22 protein-coding genes are annotated in these 23,017 nt (G+C 54.6%); 13 read left to right on the plus strand and 9 right to left on the minus strand.

The genetic code is table 11. The annotated features are described in order from the left end of the window. Positions 1-48 precede the first annotated feature (48 nt). The gene (locus RCA23_RS16970) at positions 49-333 is read left to right on the plus strand and encodes an ATP-binding protein (protein WP_044049288.1); all 285 of its coding nucleotides are present in this window, start codon (positions 49-51) and stop codon (positions 331-333) included. A gap of 222 nt (positions 334-555) precedes the next feature. Here RCA23_RS16970 and RCA23_RS04560 read toward each other — a convergent pair whose 3' ends face one another. Beyond that, complete coding sequence (locus tag RCA23_RS04560; protein ID WP_052377038.1) at positions 556-2,190, minus strand: GMC family oxidoreductase N-terminal domain-containing protein; 1,635 nt, start codon at positions 2,188-2,190, stop codon at positions 556-558. Between the two features lie 235 nt (positions 2,191-2,425). Between RCA23_RS04560 and RCA23_RS04565 the strand changes: the two genes are divergently transcribed. Then, complete coding sequence (locus RCA23_RS04565) at positions 2,426-2,962, plus strand: YaeQ family protein (protein WP_044051288.1); 537 nt, start codon at positions 2,426-2,428, stop codon at positions 2,960-2,962. Positions 2,963-3,037: 75 nt separating this feature from the next. Here RCA23_RS04565 and RCA23_RS16975 read toward each other — a convergent pair whose 3' ends face one another. Further along, positions 3,038-3,448, minus strand: a complete 411-nt coding sequence (locus RCA23_RS16975; RefSeq protein ID WP_081870892.1) for a GFA family protein — start codon at positions 3,446-3,448, stop codon at positions 3,038-3,040. 209 nt (positions 3,449-3,657) lie between these two features. Beyond that, on the minus strand, positions 3,658-4,575 hold the full coding sequence (locus tag RCA23_RS04570; RefSeq protein WP_044049290.1) for a DMT family transporter: 918 nt from the start codon (positions 4,573-4,575) through the stop codon (positions 3,658-3,660). 359 nt (positions 4,576-4,934) lie between these two features. On the opposite strand from RCA23_RS04570, the gene RCA23_RS04575 reads away from it, so the two are divergent. Both RCA23_RS04575 and RCA23_RS04580 read left to right on the plus strand, forming a co-directional pair. Then, complete coding sequence (locus RCA23_RS04575) at positions 4,935-6,101, plus strand: nucleotide sugar dehydrogenase (protein ID WP_044049291.1); 1,167 nt, start codon at positions 4,935-4,937, stop codon at positions 6,099-6,101. After that, positions 6,094-6,318 (plus strand): glycosyltransferase family protein, encoded by a 225-nt coding sequence (locus tag RCA23_RS04580; protein ID WP_169701328.1) that lies wholly within the window; start codon positions 6,094-6,096, stop codon positions 6,316-6,318. The genes RCA23_RS04575 and RCA23_RS04580 overlap by 8 nt, the downstream gene beginning before the upstream one ends. Before the next feature lie 186 nt (positions 6,319-6,504). Here the strand turns inward: RCA23_RS04580 and RCA23_RS04585 are convergent, their stop codons facing one another. From RCA23_RS04585 to RCA23_RS04600, 4 genes are all read right to left on the minus strand, one after another. Then, on the minus strand, positions 6,505-7,776 hold the full coding sequence (locus RCA23_RS04585; protein ID WP_052377039.1) for a glycosyltransferase N-terminal domain-containing protein: 1,272 nt from the start codon (positions 7,774-7,776) through the stop codon (positions 6,505-6,507). Then, entirely contained in the window at positions 7,760-8,890 is a 1,131-nt protein-coding gene (gene neuC, locus RCA23_RS04590; RefSeq protein WP_044049293.1) for a UDP-N-acetylglucosamine 2-epimerase, read from the minus strand. Before neuC ends, RCA23_RS04585 begins: the two co-directional genes overlap by 17 nt. 56 nt (positions 8,891-8,946) lie before the next feature. After that, complete coding sequence (locus tag RCA23_RS04595; protein WP_044049294.1) at positions 8,947-9,978, minus strand: N-acetylneuraminate synthase family protein; 1,032 nt, start codon at positions 9,976-9,978, stop codon at positions 8,947-8,949. Positions 9,979-10,057: 79 nt separating this feature from the next. Then, complete coding sequence (locus RCA23_RS04600; protein ID WP_044049295.1) at positions 10,058-10,960, minus strand: hypothetical protein; 903 nt, start codon at positions 10,958-10,960, stop codon at positions 10,058-10,060. Between the two features lie 196 nt (positions 10,961-11,156). On the opposite strand from RCA23_RS04600, the gene RCA23_RS04605 reads away from it, so the two are divergent. After that, entirely contained in the window at positions 11,157-11,864 is a 708-nt protein-coding gene (locus tag RCA23_RS04605) for a DsbA family protein (RefSeq protein WP_052377040.1), read from the plus strand. Positions 11,865-11,953: 89 nt separating this feature from the next. After that, the gene (gene betC / locus RCA23_RS04610; protein ID WP_044049296.1) at positions 11,954-13,459 is read left to right on the plus strand and encodes a choline-sulfatase; all 1,506 of its coding nucleotides are present in this window, start codon (positions 11,954-11,956) and stop codon (positions 13,457-13,459) included. Positions 13,460-13,534: 75 nt separating this feature from the next. On the opposite strand, the gene RCA23_RS04615 is transcribed toward betC, so the two are convergent. Beyond that, on the minus strand, positions 13,535-14,845 hold the full coding sequence (locus tag RCA23_RS04615) for a uracil-xanthine permease family protein (RefSeq protein WP_044049297.1): 1,311 nt from the start codon (positions 14,843-14,845) through the stop codon (positions 13,535-13,537). Between the two features lie 371 nt (positions 14,846-15,216). Between RCA23_RS04615 and RCA23_RS04620 the strand changes: the two genes are divergently transcribed. The 4 genes from RCA23_RS04620 (at position 15,217) to RCA23_RS16650 (ending at position 18,923) form a co-directional block, all read left to right on the plus strand. Beyond that, a complete protein-coding gene (locus tag RCA23_RS04620) occupies positions 15,217-15,717 on the plus strand; it encodes a hypothetical protein (protein WP_169701329.1) in 501 nt (166 codons plus the stop codon). Between the two features lie 97 nt (positions 15,718-15,814). Continuing rightward, on the plus strand, positions 15,815-16,768 hold the full coding sequence (locus RCA23_RS04625; RefSeq protein WP_044049301.1) for a membrane dipeptidase: 954 nt from the start codon (positions 15,815-15,817) through the stop codon (positions 16,766-16,768). Next, a complete protein-coding gene (locus RCA23_RS04630) occupies positions 16,765-18,417 on the plus strand; it encodes a hypothetical protein (RefSeq protein WP_044049303.1) in 1,653 nt (550 codons plus the stop codon). The genes RCA23_RS04625 and RCA23_RS04630 overlap by 4 nt, the downstream gene beginning before the upstream one ends. Next, positions 18,393-18,923, plus strand: coding sequence for a hypothetical protein (locus tag RCA23_RS16650; protein WP_201770476.1), 531 nt, complete (start codon positions 18,393-18,395; stop codon positions 18,921-18,923). Before RCA23_RS04630 ends, RCA23_RS16650 begins: the two co-directional genes overlap by 25 nt. Positions 18,924-18,947: 24 nt before the next feature. On the opposite strand, the gene truA is transcribed toward RCA23_RS16650, so the two are convergent. After that, positions 18,948-19,721, minus strand: coding sequence for a tRNA pseudouridine(38-40) synthase TruA (truA, locus tag RCA23_RS04640; protein WP_044051291.1), 774 nt, complete (start codon positions 19,719-19,721; stop codon positions 18,948-18,950). A 277-nt stretch (positions 19,722-19,998) separates the two neighbouring features. Between truA and RCA23_RS04645 the strand changes: the two genes are divergently transcribed. Genes RCA23_RS04645 through RCA23_RS04655 form a run of 3 tightly spaced genes read left to right on the plus strand, consistent with a single transcriptional unit; the run spans position 19,999 to position 22,863 of the window. Then, a complete protein-coding gene (locus tag RCA23_RS04645) occupies positions 19,999-21,411 on the plus strand; it encodes a YcjX family GTP-binding protein (RefSeq protein WP_044049306.1) in 1,413 nt (470 codons plus the stop codon). Further along, positions 21,408-21,854 (plus strand): GNAT family N-acetyltransferase, encoded by a 447-nt coding sequence (locus RCA23_RS15930; RefSeq protein WP_052377041.1) that lies wholly within the window; start codon positions 21,408-21,410, stop codon positions 21,852-21,854. The genes RCA23_RS04645 and RCA23_RS15930 overlap by 4 nt, the downstream gene beginning before the upstream one ends. Beyond that, a complete protein-coding gene (locus RCA23_RS04655; protein ID WP_044049307.1) occupies positions 21,847-22,863 on the plus strand; it encodes a YcjF family protein in 1,017 nt (338 codons plus the stop codon). Before RCA23_RS15930 ends, RCA23_RS04655 begins: the two co-directional genes overlap by 8 nt. The last annotated feature ends 154 nt before the right edge of the window (positions 22,864-23,017 follow it).

Genomic DNA, 23,017 nt, shown 5'->3' on the forward strand with positions numbered 1-23,017 from the left:
GATAGTTTTAATGCGGAAATTGATGCATATCTTTCACCGGATGTTGGAATGCTAAAGGTAGTTCAAGAGGCGATAAACAATGCTGTCCATAGAGCAAAATGTGAATGTCTCGACATTAGGTTCAACATTATCGAGGGTCATATCTTGGAGGTTACGATAGAAAATACCGGTGGCCAAACTCTGGATATGTCCAAGATTGAAAAAACTCCCGGCTTCGGGCTTAAAAACATGAAAAGGCGTATTCTTGACAGTAATGGCGAGTTTTCAATCGTCAGCATCGATGGTGGCGCGCGGTTACGGTTCACCTGTCCTCTATCACCTGTGCAAGCATAACAGATTACGACCCAGAGCTCTTCCTTGCCTACGTTGGCGCTATCGCTTCGGCATGGTGACCGCTCGCAAGACCTGCGCAACAGTCAGAGTTGGAATTGGCGATCATGTGGTCCCAAAATCCGCTATCTTCGAGACCCTTCACAACGGGCCGATCTGAAAAGCGAGGCCGTGGGGCAGGGTGTCAGTGAGGAATACCGCTTAAGGGTGTGGCCCTTTGCAGACTCATTTGCCCTTGATAGACACAGCATCAGCTTTGATCATATCCGCTGCTTTTTCTGCGATCATAATGGTTGGTGCATTCGTATTTCCGGAGATTAACTCTGGCATGATGGAGGCATCAACCACGCGTAAATTATGAATGCCATACACGCGAAGTCTACTGTCGACCACGTCGCCCGCATCCGGGCTTGGCCCCATGCGGCAGGTTGATACGGGATGATAGAGCGTGACGCCCGTTGCGAGCGCATAGCTCAGCAGATCCGCATCGCTCAATCTATCAATCCCTGGGGCAATCTCACGATCAACCCACTGTGACATTATTGGGGTTGCCATGAGATCGCGCGCAATTTTCATACCGGCGATATGCACGGATTGATCTCTTTGATCCTCTAAGTAATTCGGGACGATAAGCGGCGCGTCTGACGGGTTTGGCGATTGAATATGCACATGACCGCGACTGAAGGGGCGCAATTGGCAAGGTCCAATCGTCAGGCCTGGAAAGCGGTCAAACACCCGTTCCGCTGGATTTTCAAAACTTGCATTTGCGATATGATACTGAATATCTGGCCGTGGTTGTGAGGGATCCGATTTCACAAATCCCGCCAGCATTCCCGCCGGGAGCGACAGCGTGCCTCTGCGGGTCAAGCCAAACCGCAAGATTTCACCCAAAAGGCGCAGCCCCCTAGAATTTTTGTTGATAGAAAGATCCGCAGATAGCTGCCACGACAGGCGGGAAATATAATGGTCGGACAGATGCTCTCCTACGCCGCTGAGCGGATGAGTGACAGCGAGGCCGTGTTTTTGCAAAATTTTTGGATCGCCAATGCCGGACAATTCGAGCAGCTGCGGGGATTGTATGGCACCGGCGGATAGAATGACCTCGCGGGTTGCCTGCAAGTTTTGCCTCCGCCCGCTGCGAAAGACATGCACGCCGCGCGCCGTTTTGTTGTGGTCAATATCGAGGCCAATGACCTGACATTTGGTCAGAACCGTCAGATTGGAACGGCGCCGAACCGGTGCGAGATAGGCCTTTTTTGCGGAAAATCGTAACCCGTGGCTTTGCGTCAATTGGTAGTAGCCAAACCCTTCTTGCGTCTGGCCATTATAGTCGGCGTTTATCGGAAATTGCAAAGACTGGGCCGACTCCATAAGCCGGTCCAATATGGGATATGTCGAGCGAATAGCGTTGACTTTTAAAGGCCCATCAGCGCCGCGAAATTGCATGTCTTTTGGCTCCTGCAAAGATGCAATTTGGCAATTTTCGGATTTCTTGAAGTAAGGCAAAACGTCCAAATAGGACCAGCCAGCGTTGCCCCGCGCCGCCCAAGCGTCATAATCTTCCGCTTGACCGCGCACATAGAGCATCGCGTTGATAGCAGAAGACCCGCCCAGAACTTTGCCCCGCGGCATCGCAATTTTTCGATCCGCCGTGCGTGCATCTGGCGCAGTGTCGAACATCCAATTCACCTTTGGATCGACCATGGTTTTGATATAGCCGGCGGGTATATGGATCAGCGGATTCCAATCCTCGCCCCCAGCTTCAACCAATGTGACATGCACATTGGGGTTTTCGCTCAAACGGTTGGCCAAGACGCAGCCAGCCGATCCCCCGCCAACAATGATGTAGTCTGTTTGCACGTCATATTCCAAATCTGTCGATCGCTACCGAATTAAAGACACAGTCCAGTTTAAACCCATTGGATACAAATAGGCGATACATAAATAATAAGGTTATAAGGTTGAAAAGCGCGCCCGCTTCGCCAGTGATTTAAACCTTAGAGCTGAGATTTATTTTACCAGTTAGCTATTTCTATTCTATCAAAAAAAGGCAGGAGCGCTTAAGCTGGTTCCAACTTTCATGGACGGGACAAAAATGGCGCAAAAATCTACGATCTATAAAGCCGAACTCTCCGTTTCTGATATGGATCGCCATTACTACGAAACCCACAAGCTTACGGTGGCGAAGCATCCTTCCGAAACCTATGAGCGTATGATGCTGCGCTTGCTTGCCTTTGCATTGCACGCAAGCGAACGTCTGGAGTTTTCCAAAGGCATTTCCACCGATGACGAACCGGACCTTTGGGAAAAAAGCTTGAATGGTGAGACAGATCTATGGATTGCGCTCGGGTTGCCCAGCGAGAAACTTCTTCGGCAATCCTGTGGCAAAGCTAAGACCGTCATCATCTATTCTTACGGTGGAAAATCTGCCGAAGTGTGGTGGGATAAAGTTCAAAACGGCACCACAAGATTCAAAAACCTAAGTGTCATGAATATGTCAGAAACCAATTGTGCCCAATTGGGGGATCTGGCCAGCCGTTCCATGCAGTTGCAAGTGAATATTCAAGACGGGGATGTCATGGTAAGTGTGGGGGACACTATGCTCTATGTCACACCGAGTAGGTGGAAATAGCGTTTTTAATTTGAGATCTAGCTTCTCTGGTCCCCAATATCTTGCAGCGCGCGTATTGTTCTGTCCAATGTTCGGCTATTTCGGAGGAGGCGTTTTCTCAAAGCTTGGCAGACCCTTTGGGATCTGATGAAAGGGCTGCTTGTCTACACAATAAATTGCGGATTGCGGCTGAAACCATGAGTGATCATCTAACGTACCAATTTTTAAAACCAACATGCCGGGTCGAGGCGGGCTTTTGACGCAGATGTGAGTTCCGCAATTGCCGCAAAAATATCGAACACGGGGCTCGTTTAAATCGCTTCTTGCGAAGGTTTTGAGTTCACCGCTTATGACCATAAACGTGTTTTCGGAAATCACAATTGAGGCATTGGGTTCACCGCCTGAAAGATAACGGCATTCCCTACAATGACATAAAATTTGCGCATGTATTGGCTCCTTAAACTCAAACTCAATATCTCCGCAATAACATCTGCCCCTATGTTTCATCTCTACCGCCTTTACCCGTTTTGGTGCTGTAACTCTTGCACCATCTCATAAAATACCCAAGAAAAATCTGGTTCCTGATGATAAGGTTTGCAGATAACCTCAAACCAGACCTAATATTTTATGACGCAATTGGGGTTGGATCGAGATTGTACCCGTACGCTCTATTGAACCGTCTAGGATCGTATACTGCGCTGTATCGACGCCAATAGTCATGGGGAGGTGATTGGCGGGGGTTTTCTTCTCTTGCCTGAGAGGGCATTGCCCGCAATCGCTGCAAGCAAAACCATTCCGCCGATTAGCGTGTTCAGACTTGCGGTTTCGCCGAGAAATAACCAAACCCAAATTGGACCCAATAGGACTTCGGCGAGCGACAATAAGGCAAGTTCTGCGGCGGGCAGGCTGCGAGAGCCTAACGTATATAGGATGAGACCGGCCCCAACTTGAAACACCCCCATTCCCATTGATATCACGCCATCGTTCGGGCTCAAAATGAGTGGGAGCTGAAGGCTGAGGCAGATGACAAGGGTAATAATGATTGCAAAGAGGCCTGACAGAAACACTGCGGGCAGCATTTCGCCCGTTCGACCCCAGCGCAATGCGACTGTGAAAATAGCGAAGCCAAAGGCCGATCCGAGCGCCGCTAAACTGCCCTTAATCGCAACGCTGCCGGACTTGTCTGCAACCATGACTGCGATTCCGGCAATAGCAATGACAATCGCAATCCAGGTTGCAAGGCGTACGCGTTCGCGCAGAACAACCCATCCCAGCACGGCCGCCATAAACGGGGCTGTTGCAAATAAAAGCATGGCATTTGCGACCGAAGTATTTTGTATGGAGTAAATACCGCCAGAATACGCTGCGACCAGTGAAAGTCCGGCTATGATGACCGGATAGCCAATGCGTCGAATTTGAGCAAAAGGGCTTTCGCCTGAGCGAATTTTAATAAGCACGTAAAGAAACAGCGACATGCTTACCGACCGATAAAGTAAGATCTGCCAAACAAAGGCATCTTCGATCATGCGAATTCCGAGCCCGACTGTCGACCATAGAATTCCCGCTGCGAAAACGAAAAATACGCCATATTTGTGAGCATCTGCACGAACCGGAGTTGAGGATAGGATTGTCATTTTAGGGCCGATTAAAAAATGGTATTTCAACCTAGGTTAGCTTTTTAATCACAGTCTTGGCCCGTCAAATGCGACACTGCAAGAGATATAGTGAAGGGCTGGTTTGAAGCGGGCTTGTTTAAGATTGCCAATGACCTCGCTTGAACTTTTGAGCACATACGGGGACGGCTGCACAAGGGCATGGTGGTGACTTGGTCGCCCCCCCATAGGGGTAAATTTTTTATAATGGGGCTGTACATTTTTAGGAAAATCCGAAAAAGAGGCCTATCGTTTTGATAGATTGATAAATAAGCGCCGATATTGGGGCAGATAATATTATCCGTGATGCAGATTTTGGCGTGCGGTCCTAGGAGTTTTGATTGAGAATTGCCGTTGCTGGGCTTGGCTATGTTGGATTAACCAACGCCGTTCTGCTTGCCCAAAATAATCCAGTTATTGCCTTGGATATTGATGCTGCTCGGGTGGAATTGGTCAATGCGCGCCAATCCCCAATTGCCGATCCAGAGCTAGAAGAATTCTTGAGAAATCGCGCGTTGGACCTTAGCGCCACGGTGGATGCGCAGCGTGCCTATAGTCAGGCAGATTATGTCATCGTGGCCACGCCCACCAATTATGATCCGCTCACACATTTCTTTGACACCTCCTCTGTGGAAGCGGTGATTGAGCAAGTGAGCGCGATCAACCCGTCTGCGGTGATCGTAATCAAATCAACCATTCCTGTGGGGTTTGTGGAGCAAGCGCGGGCAAGGTTTGCCTCTAATAACATAATTTTTTCGCCGGAATTTTTGCGCGAAGGCCGGGCTCTTTTTGACAATTTGCACCCCTCGCGGATCATTGTCGGTGAGAGGTCTGAGCGGGCCAAGGTATTTGCCAATTTACTCTTGGAGGGCGCGCAAACGCGCGAGGTGCCTTTGCTCTTCACGGATGCGCAGGAGGCGGAAGCGATCAAACTCTTTGCCAATAGCTATTTGGCCATGCGGGTTGGTTTTTTTAATGAGCTGGACAGCTATGCCATGGCGCGCGATCTGCAGACACGCCAGATCATTGACGGCGTCTGCCTCGATCCGCGCATTGGGAGCCATTATAACAACCCGTCTTTTGGCTATGGCGGGTATTGCTTGCCGAAGGATAGCAAGCAATTGTTCGCCAATTTTGCCCAGGTCCCGCAAAATCTCATTCGAGCGATTGTGGATGCCAATGACACTCGGAAGACGTTCCTGGCCGAGAAAATTGTGGAGCGCGCGCCCAAAACAGTTGGGGTGTTCCGTTTGGTGATGAAGACAGGGTCTGACAATTACCGCGAGTCGGCGATCCAAGGGATTATGGATCGGTTGAAGGCGCGGAATGTTGAGGTGATCATCTACGAGCCAACGCTGTCAGTTGGGCGGTTTGACGGCGCGCGTGTGGAGCCTGATTTGGTGGCCTTTAAGGCGCAATCAGACGTCATATTGGCAAATAGAGCCGATGCCACCCTGGCCGATGTTGAGGATAAACTGTTCACCCGCGATGTGTACGGCATTGATTGATTGGTCTTTGGATCAATTGCTGAACAACAGCCGTATTGAGGCGGTGGGTGTCTCAACCGATGATGAAGAGATTTATGCCCACACCCGCGCCAAAAACACGGTTGATATCGGCCGTCGCCCCGCAGAGCTTTGCACTGATACGGCGCCAAAATGGCCAGTTTGGCAACATTCACGGGCCGCTGCTGAAGAAAATTGGTCAAGTTTCGGTCTTTGTTGACCTTGATGGCACCGCGCCGCAAGTCCGGAAAAATCCAGTTTCTCACAGAGACCCGCTGCAATGGCTTCACGGGTTGGACACTCGATGGTGCTGTCATTGGGGCCGATGATAACAGGCTTTTTTAGGCAGATCCCCCACATCACGCGCAAGCTCATAGGTATTTTCTGCAAGATTACGTCACGCGCTTTAAGGACTGATCCGTTCGAGCAGCTGGCCTGTCAAATCGTCCAGCTTGGCCTGGCAATCCGTTTGTAAGCGTTCAAATCCTTCAAGTCCCCGCGCTGCGGGCACCTGCAGCGCCGCATAGAGATCTTCGGGTCGCGGGGTAAGGGTGGCCGCTTGCGCTGCGTTGAGGGCGGCATAATCGGCCGCAAAATTGGCCACCCGTGGGCCGTGCATTACGGCACAGCCCAATTGCAGAGCCTCCCAAGGGTTATGCCCTTCCACTGCGCAAAAACTGCCCCCGATCAGCGCGTGATCGCTACAGGCATACCAAAGCCCCATTTCAGAAAACGTATCGGCGAGATAGACTTGCGTCTGAGTATCTGGCGCTTCGCCCTGGCTGCGTTGCGCATGACGCAGGCCCGAAAGTTTGGCCAAAATTTCCTTGCGGCGGTCTGGAAACCGGGGGGCAAGGATGAGCAAATGCGATCCGCCTTGCTCTACAACCTGCCTTTGCACCTGCAGGGCGATATCTTCGTCTGCCGCATGGCAAGACGCGGCAAGCCAAATCGGGCGCTCACCGATTTGCTCCAAAAATGCCTGTTTTGCGGCGGATGTATAGGCCAGCGGTGGGCAATGGGGCTTAAGGGAGCCGCCAATTTGAATGTCCTGCCTTTGTGACAGTTCGGCCACTGCAGCGGCGCTTTGGGCCTCTTGAGCGGAGATCAGATCAAATTTCTGATAAAGGGCCCGAAACAAGATCCGAGCCATGCGTTTGCGCCGAAAAGAGCTGGGCGCCATGCGCAGGTTGATCAGCGCTTGTGGGATGCGCCGGCGGGCGGTCTCTACCACCAGACCAGGCCAAATGTCTTGTTCTGACCACAACGCCAGATCTGGCCGCCAATGATCTAGAAATCGACGATTGTAGAGTGGCGTGTCCAGGGGCAGAAATTGGTGCAGGGTTCGAGGCGGAAGATTTTTCTCAAAAGTTTCCGCTGAGGCCAGAGTTGTTGAGGTCACCAAGAAATGCAGCTCTGGCCGGGCTGCGTGAAGCGCCGCGATCAGGCCGCGCAGGGCCATGACCTCGCCCAGCCCCACAGCGTTGATCCAGACCAACTGCCCTTGGGGCCGCGGCTGGCAAGCATGGCCAAGTTTTTCGCGCCAACGCTTAGGGTGTTCTTTGGCGTTGTTTTTCCGGCGCTTAAGATGCCAAGGCAAAATAGGGGTGATGAGGGCCGTGGCCCCTTGGTACATCGCTAAGCTGATGCGGCCGAAGAGATTAGGACGCAATGTCATGGAATTGTTTTTGCATGGATCTTTGCCAAAACGCCTCAGAATTCAGCAGGGTGATGAAATGCTCGGTTGCATTGCCATCGCCAAATTCAGCGCCGCGGGCAAAGCGTTTGTGCCAATTGGTTTCAATAAATTGCAAAATTCCCTGCATGTCTGAGGCGGGGAGCTTGGAGATGGATGGACCGAAGGCACGATCCGTTTGCCGCGTGCCCACGTCAAGAGAGGCAACCCCCAAAAATGGCGCCTCGCGCACCCCCGCAGAAGAGTTGCCAACCAGACAGCCGGCGTTGCGCAAAAGCTCTGAAAACCTGCCAAAGCGCATGGATGGGATAATTTGAAACTGCGATCTTGGCAGGGTTTCCAGGACTTTGAGGATGCCTTCTGAACCGGGATCATTATTGGGCTTTATCACGACGAAATATTTGCCGCTGGCTTGTAAGGCTGCACATAAGTCCTGGGCCTGCTGGCCCATGGTGGCAGCTTCGGATGTGACGGGGTGCAAAATGCAAATGCCATAATCCGCTGTGCGGATCTCGTAATGGCTCAAGACATCTTGCAAGGTAAAGCCAGAGGGCTGGCCGTGAATGTCCAGTTCAGGCGAGCCGATCACATGAATAGAGCTGTCATCCTCCCCCAAAGCCTGCACGCGGCGGGCTGCGGTTTGGGAGCTGACAAAGTGGCAATAGGCCAGTTTGGAATTGCAGTGACGCAGAATTTCATCAATGGTTCCAGAAACTTCGCCACCTTCGATATGGGCGCATTTCACATAGTTTGTCGCGCATACGAGAGCGCAGGCGAGGGCCTCCACCCGATCCCCATGCACCAGCACGAGATCCGGCTTGTCTTCCATAATAAAGTCAGAAAATCCGAGCATGGTCTTGGCTAGGATCACGTCTTGCGGATCACCGGGCCTTTGGTTGACAAATTCATGGACTGAAGCCCCCGCAAGGCGGTTTACTTCGATTTTGGTGAGACCATAGCTTTCCAGCATATGCATGCCGGTGACGAAAAAAGAGACTGAAAACCCATCCGCAATCGCGGCTTTGGCCAGCGGTTCGATTTTTCCGAAATCGGCCCGTGTTCCGGTGACAAAGAGAAGGCGCTGTTTTTGGATCATAAGGCTCAATACTCTAAATCGCGCGACCATAAAAGACGTGCGGTAGGGGCGCGGGGCTAATCAGTCAAATCGCTCCAGGTCAGTTGGTCGTTTCGGTTGACCGGCCGGGTGAGGCATTTGCCCAAAACACTGTCAAATTCAAAGCCAGGGATTTCGCCATTACCGGGCCGACGGGCCCAGATATCTTGCTCCGTGATGCGGTGGCCCTTGGGCAAATCTTTGTCGGCAACAATGCTAGCCCGGGCGAAGCGGTAGACATCTTCCTCCGGTCCGGTGCGGTGTTTGGGATTGTGCAGCGCGGTGTGGATTTCCTGCGACCGATCGATCAGGTGGCGCAACTCGGAAGGGTCCATCGAACAGGCGATATCGGGTCCTTTTCGGTAGCGGCTGTCCGTATAATGACGTTCCAAAATTGAGGCGCCCAAAGCCACTGAGGCCAAAGCCATTTCCGGGCCAATGGAGTGATCGGAAAAGCCAATAATGGCATTGGGAAAAGCCGCTTTAAGATCGCTCACGCCCCGCAGAGAGACAATTTCCGGTGGCGAGGGGTAGAGATTGGTGCACTCCAACAGCGCATAATCGACGCCGGAGTCTTCAAGAATTTGAACGCTTTGGCGAATCGTCTCAATCGTCTGCATGCCCGTGGACAGGATCACCGGCTTACCTTTTTTGGCAATGTGTCGGATCAGTGGCAGATTATCTGCCTCGCCCGAGCCAATTTTGAATCCAGGCACGCCAATTTCTTCGAGAAAGTCCGAGGCCGCGCGTGAGAAAGGGGTGGATAGGTAGATCAAACCGAGATCTTCCGTATAGGCCTTGAGGGCAATTTCATCGTCTTTGGACAGGGCGCAGCTGGCCATCACATCCCAAATCGACATATCTGCATTGGGAGGGAAAATCTGCTTGGCGGCCTCTGTCATCTCATCTTCGACAAAATGCGTCTGATGTTTGATGCACTCGCAGCCCGAGCGCGCGGCCAGCTCCACCATATGTTTGGCCACCGCAAGATCACCTCCATGGTTGATACCAATTTCTGCAATCACCAATGGCTTTTCATTGGGTCCTATTTTTCGATGTCCGATTTGCATGTGCCGCTCCGGTGAAACTTGCCGCAACTTAGACCGAAGCCCGGGTAAGGTGAAGTCAAAACCACTCTTGAGCGGGTTGCTAGCCGGCATCTGCCTCTGTTTTGTCAGAATAATAAGCAATGAGTTTTTGACGCATGCTGCCGAGGGCGAAGTCTGTCCAGACCAGGACCCGACCTTTGGGGTCAGAGATGTGAGCGCCGAGCTCAAGTTTCATCAAGTTCTCTGGCTTGTTCCCAACGTCACACAGGGTGACCACCGTCAGCTTGTCCCGCCGTTTGCGCACCCAAGGCAGGCAGGATTTTGCATAGGTAAGCAGCCAATGATGCATCATAAATTCCGTGGGAAATTTCACTGCAAAATGATTGGGAAGTGCAATCATATGCTCCTGTGCGACCCAGCTGATGAAGCGCTCATCGGCAATGGTTGGGCGGAATTTTAAAAACTTGCCCGCGTCGTAAGTTTTGAGAAATTCGTCAGAAATCCTGCTGCAATGCTTGGGGTGAAAGACGATAAAAGACGAATTGCCCCGCGCATAGCGTTTGCCCTTGGTCAGGCGATAGATCATACGCGCCAAGCCTGAAAAGGGCAGGACCGCACTTTGAAACATCACAATGGACCTGTCGTCTTTGCGAAACTGAAAGGCCTGTTCAATCGGCCCCAAGATCACTGTGTCCAAATCAATATAAATGGCCGGCATGTCAGGTTTCAAAACGCCCGATTTGAACATGCCTAATTTCGCTTGGCATCCGCCGGTCATGAATTCGGGTTTGAGATAGACTTCTGGCAAGGCGGCATGTTCGACCCTTGGGTCAAGCCCCTCATGCGGGCGATCCGAAACCAGCACGAAGCGCGCGACAGAGCTGTTTTGATCCGCCACCCGTTTGACCAATCTATTGACATCAGCCGCGCCATATTTTGTCCCCCAACAGATCAAAACGCATTGCCAGGCTTTGGGTGGAGAGGGGCGCATGTCTTCATCCATAATGTTGTCCACGCAGAGCTGGCGTCGCCGGAAGATCTTGCGAGGTTCTGTCAGAGTTTCCGGTCAATGAATACTGCGGTTTACCGGCGCGGGGCAAGGGTGCGGTGTGAGAATTTTTACCCGTTGCGGCAGATTGGCCGCTGGTCTTCGGCACAGGCATCTGCCAGACTGAACCGGATCTATAGGAGTTTAGAGAATGCGCGCAATCCTTTTGGCCCTTGCCTTTGCAGGCTTTGCACAGAGTGCCCCCGCCCAAAGCATGACGGAGGATCAGGTCAAACAGCTGGCGCTTGAGGCGATTTTGGAAAATCCAGAAATCATCATGCAGGCGGTCGCTATTTTGCAACAGCGCGAGAAGGAACGGGCGGCCTCTGGAGCCAATACCGTGCGTTTGGAACTCGAATCCGACCCCAACGCCCCCAATCTTGGCAACCCCGAGGGGGATGTCACCGTAGTGGAGTTTTTCGACTATAATTGCCCCTATTGCCGAAGCGCGGGTCAGACGGTGCAGGCGCTTCTTGCGGCCGATAAAAATATACGGGTCATCTATCGCGAATGGCCAATTTTGGGCGATGACAGCGTGATTGCGGCCCGCGCTGCTTTGGCCGCACGCGAGCAGGGCAAATATGAAGCCTTCCATTGGGCTTTGATGAATGGGGAAGGGCGTGTCACGGAGGCTCTAATTTTCAAAGTGGCGCGAGATCTGGGCATGGATGTGGCCCAACTTGAAGCGGATATGGTGAGCCCGGCTGTGGAGGCGCATATCGCCTTGAGCAATGCTTTGGCGCAACAATTGGGCTTTACCGGAACGCCGGCCTTTATTGTCGGCGATAAAACTGCGCCAGGCATGTTGAGTCTGGACGAGATCACCACGCTCGTGGCGGAGGCACGCGCCGATCCGTAAACTTGGCAGCGCAGCAGTGTCGTTTTTGGGATGGCTTACAATTTGAAACTGCGCCACATCAAACCAAATTGGTTTGATGGAGCAACGCAATGACACCCCCGAATATTCTAGTGATCATGGCCGATCAACTGGCGCCACATTTCACCGGTGCCTATGGTCATGAGGTGGTGAAAACCCCGCATTTGGATGCTTTGGCCGAACGCGGGATGCGATTTGATGCGGCCTATTGCAATAGCCCGCTTTGCGCCCCATCGCGCTTTTCTATGATGGCGGGGCAATTGATTAGCAAGATTGGCGCCTACGATAATGCGTCTGAATTTGCCGCCTCTATCCCAACCTTTGCCCATTATCTCAAATCTCTAGGCTACAGCACATGCCTGTCTGGAAAAATGCATTTTGTGGGCCCAGATCAAATGCATGGCTTTGAAAGCCGGGTGACCACAGACATCTACCCCTCTGATTTTGCCTGGACCCCAAATTGGCAGCAGGCCGATGAGCGGATCGATAAATGGTACCACAACATGCAGACCGTGAAAGAAAGCGGGCAAACCATGGCCAGCTTTCAAATTGACTATGATGACGAGGTGGAATTTTCAGCCAAGCGCAAGCTGTTTGATTATGCCCGCGATGGGGCCCAACCTTGGTGCATGGTGGCCTCTTTCATTCATCCTCATGACCCTTATGTTGCGCGGCCCGAGTGGTGGGGTCTTTATAGTGATGAAGAAATTGATATGCCGCGCCATCCCGATTATGCAACCGATGCCTTTGGTCAGCGGGTATTGGAGGGGATTGAGGCCTATTCTAAGCCTCTGACCGAGGAGGAGGTCCGGCGCGCGCGCCGAGCCTATTACGCAAATGTCAGCTATTTTGACAGTAAGATCGGTGCGTTGGTTCAAACGGTTGAAGAGATGGGCCAGCTGGACAATACCATCATCATCGTCACCGCAGATCACGGCGATATGCTGGGCGAAAAAGGCCTATGGTATAAGATGAATTTCTTTGAGCACTCCGCGCGCGTACCCCTAATTATGGCGGGCCCAGGCGTGGCCCGGGGGCAGACTGCAAATGCCTGTTCGCTGGTGGATTTATTGCCGACGATGGTCGAGATCGGCGGTGGAACAGCGGATATGTTTGGCATGCCTGTGGACGGGCGCTCGTTGATGGCTTTGGCGCGGGGAGAGGATGATGGGGTCTCAGAGGCGATTGGTGAATATTGTGCGGAGATGACAGGGCACCCGGTATTTATGATCCGACGGGGCGATATGAAATATATCCACTGCGACAGTGATCCGGCACAGCTGTATGATCTGGCGAATGATCCTTGGGAGCTTGAAAATCTGGCTGACCATCCGGCCTATCGGGTGATTGCCGAGGGATTTGCACAGGAGGTGGTGCAGCGTTGGGACAGTGCGGCCTTGCGCGATAAGGTCATGGCGACCCAGAAAAATCGATTTGCACTCAATGCTGCGATGCAGGCCGGGGCATCGCAGCATTGGGATTACAACCCGCCGTCTGACGCCTCACAGCAATATGTGCGCAATCATATGGATTGGACCGTGGTGGCCGAACGCTTCCGCTTTCCGCCTGTCGGGTGACACTGGCCAATCATCATTAAAAAACCCCCGCGTCTTTCGATGCGGGGGCAATGTTGGCGTGTTTCACGCGGACAATCAGTCGTCCTGAGGCAGCATCAAGTTAAGCACCACGGCCAGCAAAGCTGTTGGCGCTACGGCAGAAGTTGCCAAAGTTTTCCAGATACCAGGCAGATATTGTACAGCGCTTGGCACCAGGTTGAGGCCCAGACCGACCGCAAGCGATACAGAGATAATGATCATGTTGCGACGGGACATCTTCACTTCGGTCAACATATTCATACCGGCCGCAGCCACCATTCCGAACATCACGATCACGCCGCCGCCAAGAACAGGCAAAGGCATGGAGGAAATGACGGCCCCTATTTTTGGGATCAGTCCGCAGACGATCAAGAAAATCCCTGCGATGGTCACCACATGACGCGACATAATGCCGGTCATGCCCACAATACCGACGTTTTGGCTGAAGGATGTATTTGGCAGGCCACCAAAGACGGCCGCGACAGCTGTGCCCAGACCATCTGCATAGGTCGCGCCGGCGATTTCATCATCGGTTGCATCGCGACCTGCGCCGGCTTTGGTTGTTGCTGAAGCATCACCCACAGTTTCGATGGCCGAGACGACAGATACCAATGTGACACCGATCACAGCGCCGAGGCTGAATTCGAATCCATAGGGCATAACGGTCGGCACTTGGAACCAAGCGGCTTTGGTGACGCCGCCAAAGCTAACCATTCCAGCGAGAATGGCGACACAGTAGCCGGCAATCAGACCGATCAAAACCGCTGCATTGGAAATCAGGCCTTTGGTCAGGAACTTACAAGCCAAGGAGACGACGACGACGGTCAAGGCCACAGTCCAATGCTTTAAGGATCCAAAGCTTTCAGCAGCCATTTGAAAATCTGCCGCGCCACCTGCTGCGTATTTAATCGCAACGGGGATGAGGTAGAGGCCAATCGCCAAGATCACCAGACCGGTGACGAGAGGTGGGAACATAAAGCGCAGCTTCTGGATCACACTACCCAAAGCGAAGTGTATGATGCCGGCAATTAAACAGGCGGTGAGGGCGACGCTCAAGCCTTGTGTTGCGGCCACACCGGCCAAAACACCGACAAATGCAAAGCTGGTGCCCTGCATGATGGGCAAACGCGCGCCAATCGGGCCCATGCCAACCGTTTGAAACAAAGTTGCCACGCCGGCAAAGAGCATGGCCATTTGGATGAGGTAGACCTGCTCTGCACCGCCAAAGGCCAGACCGGCGGCCCCGGCGACGATGATAGATGGGGTCACGTTTGAGGCGAACATCGCCAGCACGTGTTGCAATCCCAATGGGATAGCCTGCCCCATTGGGGGCGTGGCGTTTGGATCGCCATAGTTGATATCAGACATTTCTTTTCCCTTCGTTGTGAGTATTGGCACCTGCCAATTATCGATCCTTATTTTTAATTTTCCGTGTCATTTAATGAACTACCGGCCACGCCCCTGGACCTTTGGGCCGCGATGACTGCAGTTTATCCATGTTTTTTCCCCTAGGTCAAAAGAACTTTGGCACAATCGCTGTATTCCTTGGATGCGTGGGGCGCGTTTTTGGGGCGGGCAATTTAATGCTTAAATCCACCGGCCCACCGACAGTCTTTAATCAATTGTTAGGACTTTTCGGGTCATAGAGGTTTTATTAACTTTGGGGCGATATCATGAGCAGCTTACAATAAAATGCCTCCTTTTTGACATTTTCGGGCGAATTGACCTCATCTGGTGCGGTGCGACTGCTTTCCGTGTTGTTACAAGCGCCGGGGCATCGCTTGACGCTGGAAGCCAATGGCGGTGGCGATTGGCTGCGCGAAGACCTTGCTGAATTGGGCGAGGAGCTGTTGCGCGCCGCGCAGCGCCGGCCGGTCCGGCGCGATTGGTTCCTCTATGACCTGCCAGGTTTGCGACTTGAAGATTTTCAACCAGATGTCGATTCCAAAACTCATCCGCAGGTCACCCTGCGCCTCACGCGCGGCGGCGTTCAGCAGTTGGTGGCCAAACCGAGCGCGGAGGGCGCAGTGCCAGCTTTGGAAGATGTTGTTTTGCCATTGCGCAACCTTTCGGCCTATCTCCATGCGATGGGAGATCGGGCAGTGCCTCAGCTTGGTGCACAGGCTTCCAAAATGACAGCGCGCCGAATTGATGAATTTTTATTGGCCTTCGGGGGGCGCATTTTAGAAGTTAAACAGGAAGAAGTGCTGCCATTGCACCGATATTGGCGACATGGCTAGACGCGAAATGTGACCCATTCAGGGGCGATGGCGCAATTGCAAAGGTTGATGTCGCACAAGCTCTTGCCAATTTGCCGTGATAAATTACTGTCATGGCATGTTTATAGATGCCCTCCAATATATTGTCCCCAGCCGCGCTGTTTTTGAGCAAATGCGCGCTGGGCGCCTGTCGGCCGTTCATGTGACGGTTGGATACCACGAAGATTTTCTTGGGGTGGTGCAAAACCTGCAGGTTTGGAATCGGTGGTTCGAGGAGTGCGGCGATGTGATTGCCCGGGCTGTGACCTGCGATGAGATCCGGGCGGCCAATGCTGCGGGCAAAACCGCTATTTTATTTGGCCTGCAAAATCCTTTGGCGATTGGGGCGGATATCGGCCGGGTTGAAATCCTAGCGCAATTGGGCATTCGCTTTTGCCAGATCACTTATAATCAGCAATCCCTTCTTGGCGCTGGCTGTTTTGAACCCCATGACAGCGGTCTCACCCCTTTTGGCCGTGAAGTGGTCAACGAAATGAACCGCGTCGGTATGGTCATTGATCTGTCCCATGCGGGCCATCAAACGGCGATGGATGTGGTGGCCTATTCTTCGCGTCCCGTCACCGTGACCCATGCCAACCCCGATGCTTGGCATCCCGCGCCGCGCAACCTGCATCATGATTTGCTGCAAGCCTTGGCTGAGCGCGGTGGCATGGTGGGCTTTTCACTTTATCCGCATCATCTGCGCGGCGGCAGCGATTGCAGCCTGGCTGACTTCGCGGAAATGGCGCTGGAGATGATGCAAAGCTATCGGGCTGGGATGTTTGGAATTGGCTCGGATCTGTGCCAAGATCAACCCGACAGCGTGGTGAATTGGATGCGTAATGGCCATTGGCGTAAACATCCCGCACCGCCTGTCGCCTTTCCGGACTGCCCAAGTTGGTTTGGCGACAATCGGGATTTTCCTGGTCTGGCGCCGGGGCTAGAGGCGGCGGGCATGACCGGGGCGGAAGTCGCGGGCCTCTTGGGGGGTAATTGGATGAGGTTTTGGCAAGAGGCATTTGTAAAGCCATGAAAGATTCCGTGATCGAGCAGCCCGATTTGCGCCCGGCCGATGAGGTGATGCGCTTGCGGCGTATGGGGTCTATGTTTCCCTCGCGCCTGTCGTTTCTGCGCACATTAACCCGCCGTCTGATCGCGGATGGCAGCCGGGTGAGCCGGCCGCATTGGCAGATAGATGGGGATGGGTTTGGCACCGCAGTTTATACGGTGACCTTGGGCGGGCATCGCTATTCGCTCTTTGCCATCACCCAGCCGCTTGACCCAGAAATGCGTACCGACCGGGTGATTGCTGAGGCTTGGGATGCGGCCTTTGTCTTGTATGATGGGGTGCCGGATGCCGCCGAGATTGCGCGTCTGTCAAGCCAGGCCCCCTTGCAAGAGGCGGGCCGGTTCACACAAAAAGATCTCTGCCTGTCGCGGGCCAATAAATCCGTCCGCTTGTTTGAGCAGATTGTCGGTGCCCTGCGCGCGGGCAGCGCCTTGCCGATGGGGATGATCCATCAGATCGGCTATTTGATGCGCACCACGGCGGTTTACGGCAACGGCAAGTTTGGCATTGCTGATCGGCGTGTCGTGGCGCAACGACCGGGGCTTGAAGGGCCCTTCATGGCCGAAATGCTCACCGTTTGGCTGATCCGCGCCTTCACTCATGATTTGATTGAGCATATGGGGGGGGCGCCTCTTCCGGCGCGGGTGAAACGGCAATTGGGCATTGGCAATTCAACCGGCTTGGGCATGGCACCGTTTTTGGTGTCGCATCCCCTCTTGCTGCACTCCTGGATGATTTGCCGTGAGACCGCTTTGGCGCGGGTGCGCGCGGCGCAGATTGACGAAGGCGTGGCACAGAGGCTGATCGCCCTGGCGCGCCGGGCCGCGCAACACTTGCTTGAGTGGAATATCCCTGACCCGATGCATCAAGCGCGGATTGTCACACTGCGGCAAGAATGGGCGCGGCTCACGCAGGGGCTGACCGAGGCTGGGCTGTGCCAGGAGGGTGCTGTTGACGCGCTTTTGGAGCGTAGCCGTGCAGGCAGCTTTGATTTGCAAGAACTGGCTGTCAGCTGGCTGATCGAGCCTTTTGGCGATGTGGTGGATGGGTTGACAGAGTGTATGGCCAACCCGTTTGACCCTGTTTTGCAGCCGCAGATGAGCTGTGATGAGCTGCGCGGGCTTTTGCAGGAGCATTGCGCATTTGCCACCGAGATTGATTTCACAGATCCGCAAGCCAGCGCGCAATTTTGGTATGTCTCTGAAGCCAAGTTGGAGCCACGCATCGGGCAGCGCCAATCGGAGCCGGGTGCAGATCGGGAAAGCCCGCTTGATATCGCGCGCCGCATTCAGGAGCTTGCCAAGGATTTAACCGGTCACAGCGGGCCTATTTGGCAGTTTTTGGCACAATTGCCTGAGCATCGCTATGCCGTGCAGCGGGTGCAGGCTTTGGCCCAAAATCCATATGCGGAGATTCGCGACAATCTGGTGGATGCGGATATGGCGCCAATTGATATGCTGCGCTGCAAATTGTCCTTCTTTGGGGCCAGTAAATTTGATCCAAAGTCGCAGCTTTGGACCCGGATTACCCTGGCGCAGGGGGCACCTCTGGCGCAAGATTTGGCCGATGGCACTGCGCGTGATGATTGGTGGCTTCCGGTGTCTGCGCCATGATCGTCTCGTCCAATGAGCTGCAAATGCTGGTGCTCAAAGCCTGCCGGGGCGTGGGGGTTCCAATGGGGCAGGCCCAAGAGGTGGCCGTGGCTTTGGCGGAAAGCCCGCAAGCCTTGGGCGCCTTGCTGCCGCATTTAGCCCTGCCTATGAAGTCTGCGAAGTTTGATTTTTCCGACGGGCTGACGGTGCAGGGTGCCGCTTTGCTGCGCGATTTTTCGGCCTGTGCGGATGCGGCCGCGCTGGGGGTGAAGCCGGTGCGTCTTTGCGGCTTGGCGGCCTGTGATCTGGCCCATGCACTCGCGCGCTCCCGCGGCCTGTCGATTGCAGCGGAGGGGGCGGATGTGGTTTTCACCGAACAAGAGGCGGTGCGTCCGCAGGTATCACGCGGCGCAGTGGTGCCCGAAATTTGGCAGCAAGTCGCCAGCTTCGCCGCATTGACCTATGTGCCAGAGACCGACGCCTCCCGTCTTGCGGGGGCGGGGGCTGGTTTGAGTGATAATGACTAGGTTATACTGACTAGGCGATGCTGACTAAGGCCAGCTGAACACGTCCTGTTCATAGCGCACATGTTCAAGATAGAGCCCATCGGGCGGGCAAACCGGCCCGCAGGCGGCGCGGTCGCAGGCCGCCAATGCCTCCGCCACCCGCTCGGGCGGCCAAGCCCCGGCGCCGACCCGTTCAAGCGTGCCAACCAGGCTGCGCACTTGATTGTGCAGAAAGCTGCGAGCTTTGACGTGAAAGCGAATCTCTTGGCCCCCGTGGTAGTCATGGGTGGTGATATCCAAGACATCCAAGGTTTTGATCGGGCTTTTCGCTTGGCACATGGTTGAGCGGAAAGTCGTGAAGTCATGGTTGCCCACAAGAAAGGCGGCGCCAGCGCGCATGGCGTCTGCATCCAGCGGGTGCCTGGATTGCCAGACCAAACCGGCATCATGGGTCACCGGGGCCGCGCGGCAGACAAGTCGAAACAGGTAGTCGCGGCCAATCGCGGAAAAGCGCGCATGCCAATCTGGATCCACTTGCCGGCAATCGAGCACGACTATGCGATTGGGTTTCAGGTGATAATTCAGCGCGCCTTTGAGTTTTATTGGATCCCAAGCTTTGCGCATGTCGCAATGGGCGACCTGTCCCAGCCCATGCACGCCCGTATCGGTGCGCCCGGCGGCCGCGATGCTGGGCAGATCAGGCTCAAGCTGTGCCAAAGCCTGCTCCAGTGCACTTTGCACGGTGGGCAGATCATTTTGCCGCTGCCAGCCATAGAAACCTTGGCCATGGTATTCAATTTTGAGAGCATATCGAGGCATGGATCTGCCATTACCCCGTACATGCGAATTTGGCAATTGCCGCAAAGCCTGACTGGAATTGCTTCGAAAGACCTCTGCATACCCCAACCGCCACGCCAAAACACTTTGCCCGGTGGCAACACCGGGCTGCGCCTGCCTGCCCCCCCGGCAGGCGCTGCGCTCATGTCGTGTTGAGATGGCGTTATGCGGAGGTCTTTTAGATGCGCGCATGGGACAGTTTAAGCCTAGGCAAAGCGGATACAGGTTCCTATCTATGAGACAAAGACAAAGGGACCCTATGGTTTTAACTTCAGTGACAGATCGCCTGGGCAATGCTGCAGGCAGCGCAGTTGGTGCGGTCTCCGGGCGTTTCACTGATCGGGTTATCCGGCTTGGGGTGACCGGGCTCAGCCGTGCGGGAAAAACTGTGTTCATCACCTCTTTGGTGGCCAATCTGCTCAACCGAGGGCGGATGCCGCAGCTCTTGGCCGCCAGTGAGGGGCGCATTCAGGCCAGTTTTTTGCAGCCTCAGCCCGATGATACGCTGGCGCGCTTTGACTATGAGGCCAATCTCGATTCTTTACTGCGCCCCGCGCCGCAATGGCCACCAGGCACCCAAACCATCAGCCAGTTGCGCCTGTCGTTCAAACTCGCGCCGCAGGGGATGTTCGCGGCCATGGCGCCGTCAAAAACGGTGCATCTGGACATTGTGGATTATCCCGGCGAATGGCTGCTTGATTTGGGGTTATTGGATTTGACCTATGATCAGTGGTCAGAGCAAGCGTTGCAATCGGCTGAAGGACGCGCGCAGGCCAGTGAATATTGCGCCAAACTGAACACGGTTGACGGCGCAAAACCCTTTGATGATGTCAGTGCCTCCCAATTGGCCAAAGCCTATGCGGCCTATCTCACAGCGGCGCGGCAAGCAGGGTTTTCAAATTTAACCCCGGGGCGCATGCTTTTGCCCGGTGATTTGGCCGGCTCCCCCGTGTTGACCTTTGCGCCTTTGCCCAAGAGCGCGGGCGATAAGCGGTCTTTGCGTGCGGAAATGCAGCGGCGATTTGAGGCCTATCAGGAGAAGATCGTGAAGCCGTTCTTTCGCGATCATTTTGCGAAATTGGATCGGCAAATTGTTTTGGTGGATCTGCTGAAGAGCTTGTCGGACGGCCCGGCCGCCGTCGCGGATCTTGAGCAGGCGATGACAGGCATTTTGAGGGCGTTTCGTCCAGGAAAGCGGGGATTTTTGCGCGAATTGCTGCGCGGGCGGCGCATTGACCGGATTTTATTTGCCGCCTCAAAGGCCGATCACTTGCATCACCTACAGCATGGCGCATTGCAAGATTTGGTGGCCGCGCTCACGCAATCGGCGCGGGACACGGCGCGGTTCAAGGGAGCCTTGACCAGCTCAATCGCGATGGCGGCCCTGCGCAATACGGTTGAGATTGATTTGGATAGGCACGGGCAAAGCTTGCCTGCCGTAAAGGGCTTGGCGCTGGGGTCTGGTAAGACCGTGGGATTTTATCCCGGGGAGTTTCCAGCCTCGCCCGCGCGGGTTATGGCGCAAGCCCGGGCCGGCGTTTCGCAGTGGGAGGAGGGTGCGTTTCACGATCAAGCCTTTGCTCCGGCGCCATTGTCTTTGCCGCCGGGCTACGGACCGCCCCATATCCGCCTGGATCGAGCTCTGCAATTTTTGATTGGAGATGTCTTGTGAGCCTGCATTTCACTCGGGCTGACCTGTCTGATGCCACAGAGATCAGCGCAATTTTGGAGGAATGGTATCTGGCGAACAGCTGGATTCCTCCGGTGCATGATCCGGTGGAGCGGGCCGATTATGGCCGTGTCTTGCTGGATCACTCTGAGGTGACGATGTTGCACTGGCGGGGGCAGTGCGTTGGATTTTTGGCTCTGGAAAGGGATATCGTGCAATCGCTTTATATTCGCTCGCAGTTTCAAAGGCGCGGGTTTGGGCGCGCGGCCATGAGCTATGCGCAATCCCAATGTGACCAGCTTCGGCTTTGGGTGTTTCAAAGTGACCGGAGGGCGCAGGGGTTTTATCGCAGCTTGGGCTTTCAGGTGGTGGAGACCAGTGATGGGCAGGATAATGATTACAATCTGCCTGATATGATGTTGTGTTGGAGGCAGACCCATGGATGAGAAACGCAATGCGCCTTTGGTTGTAGAGCTGCCGGCATCAGATCAAGATGTGACGCCTGAAACCGCCCCACCCATCCCTGAGGCGGGGCTGGATGCGGGGCAGCGCTCGACCAATTTTCAGGCTACAACGCTGATGCTCGGTCGCCGCCCTGGCCGGGCGCTGCGCTGGGCTTTTGGGTTTTTCAGCGCCTTTGTGGCGATGAGTATGTGCCTGGCCATCTGGGAATTTCTGACCGGGCTGATCGTGCGCTTTCCCGCCCTGGGGTGGTTGGCCGTTGCCTTATTGGTGGGTGCCAGCGTTGCGACCTTGGTCTTGGTCGGCAAGGAAATCTCGGCCCTGCGCCGTTTGACGCGGCTTGATCAAATTCAGCAAAGGGCCAGCGTTGCGCGCGGGTCTGGGGTGCTGGCCGAGGCGCAGTTTGTCTGTGCCGAGCTTGAGGCACTCTACCGTGGCCGGGAGGAGCTGCGTTGGCAGATGGCCCGTTTTGCGGAGCAAAAACCAGACATATTTGATGGCGATGGGATGATGGAGGCGGCAGAACGCGCGCTGCTATCGCCTTTGGATCGTTTGGCCGAGCAAACGATCGAGGCCGCGGCCCGGCAGGTCACGACCCTCACCGCTTTGATGCCGCTCGCCTTGGTGGATGTGGTCGCAACTCTGGTCACCAATCTGCGCATGATCCGCAAGATTGCTGAGATATATGGCGGCCGTTCAGGATTTTTTGGCAGTTGGCGTTTGACGCGTCTGGTCTTGGCCCATGTGATTGCAACGGGGGCTGTGGCCATTGGTGATGATCTCATTGGGTCGGTTGCGGGAGGGTCTGTTTTGGCCAAGTTTTCCAGAAAATTCGGCGAAGGTGTCATCAATGGGGCTTTGACCGCGCGGGTGGGGGTTGCAGCCATGCAGCTGTGCCGCCCCCTTGCCTTTCAGCCGGGGGCATCCCCCAGTGTGACGGGCCTCATGAAGCGGGCACTCTTGGGCGTTTTCCTGTCGGATCGGACGCGCTGAAGGGAATTTTCTGCCCTGCGGCAAACTCTCTGCGTCAAGCCAGTTGTGCAGCGGCACAGAGGGGCCTATAACCGGCGCGAGATGGAACGGATATTGATCATTCTACGAATTATATCCCCGGCACTGTGACAATGCAGCTGCCGGGCCAAAGGCG

The sequence above is a fragment of the Planktomarina temperata RCA23 genome (assembly GCF_000738435.1).
GTDB lineage: Bacteria > Pseudomonadota > Alphaproteobacteria > Rhodobacterales > Rhodobacteraceae > Planktomarina > Planktomarina temperata.

Excerpts from the sequence above, each read along its gene's own strand:
- RCA23_RS04605 (WP_052377040.1), top strand. The coding sequence starts at position 11,157 with ATGCGCGCAATCCTTTTGGCCCTTGCCTTTGCAGGCTTTGCACAGAGT.
- betC (WP_044049296.1), top strand. The coding sequence starts at position 11,954 with ATGACACCCCCGAATATTCTAGTGATCATGGCCGATCAACTGGCGCCA.
- RCA23_RS04565 (WP_044051288.1), top strand. The coding sequence starts at position 2,426 with ATGGCGCAAAAATCTACGATCTATAAAGCCGAACTCTCCGTTTCTGAT.
- RCA23_RS04585 (WP_052377039.1), bottom strand. The coding sequence starts at position 7,776 with ATGACATTGCGTCCTAATCTCTTCGGCCGCATCAGCTTAGCGATGTAC.
- RCA23_RS04645 (WP_044049306.1), top strand. The coding sequence starts at position 19,999 with ATGGTTTTAACTTCAGTGACAGATCGCCTGGGCAATGCTGCAGGCAGC.
- RCA23_RS16970 (WP_044049288.1), top strand. The coding sequence starts at position 49 with ATGCTAAAGGTAGTTCAAGAGGCGATAAACAATGCTGTCCATAGAGCA.
- RCA23_RS16975 (WP_081870892.1), bottom strand. The coding sequence starts at position 3,448 with ATGAAACATAGGGGCAGATGTTATTGCGGAGATATTGAGTTTGAGTTT.
- RCA23_RS04625 (WP_044049301.1), top strand. The coding sequence starts at position 15,815 with ATGTTTATAGATGCCCTCCAATATATTGTCCCCAGCCGCGCTGTTTTT.
- RCA23_RS04600 (WP_044049295.1), bottom strand. The coding sequence starts at position 10,960 with ATGGATGAAGACATGCGCCCCTCTCCACCCAAAGCCTGGCAATGCGTT.
- truA (WP_044051291.1), bottom strand. The coding sequence starts at position 19,721 with ATGCCTCGATATGCTCTCAAAATTGAATACCATGGCCAAGGTTTCTAT.
- RCA23_RS04615 (WP_044049297.1), bottom strand. The coding sequence starts at position 14,845 with ATGTCTGATATCAACTATGGCGATCCAAACGCCACGCCCCCAATGGGG.
- RCA23_RS04595 (WP_044049294.1), bottom strand. The coding sequence starts at position 9,978 with ATGCAAATCGGACATCGAAAAATAGGACCCAATGAAAAGCCATTGGTG.
- neuC (WP_044049293.1), bottom strand. The coding sequence starts at position 8,890 with ATGATCCAAAAACAGCGCCTTCTCTTTGTCACCGGAACACGGGCCGAT.
- RCA23_RS04630 (WP_044049303.1), top strand. The coding sequence starts at position 16,765 with ATGAAAGATTCCGTGATCGAGCAGCCCGATTTGCGCCCGGCCGATGAG.
- RCA23_RS04570 (WP_044049290.1), bottom strand. The coding sequence starts at position 4,575 with ATGACAATCCTATCCTCAACTCCGGTTCGTGCAGATGCTCACAAATAT.
- RCA23_RS04655 (WP_044049307.1), top strand. The coding sequence starts at position 21,847 with ATGGATGAGAAACGCAATGCGCCTTTGGTTGTAGAGCTGCCGGCATCA.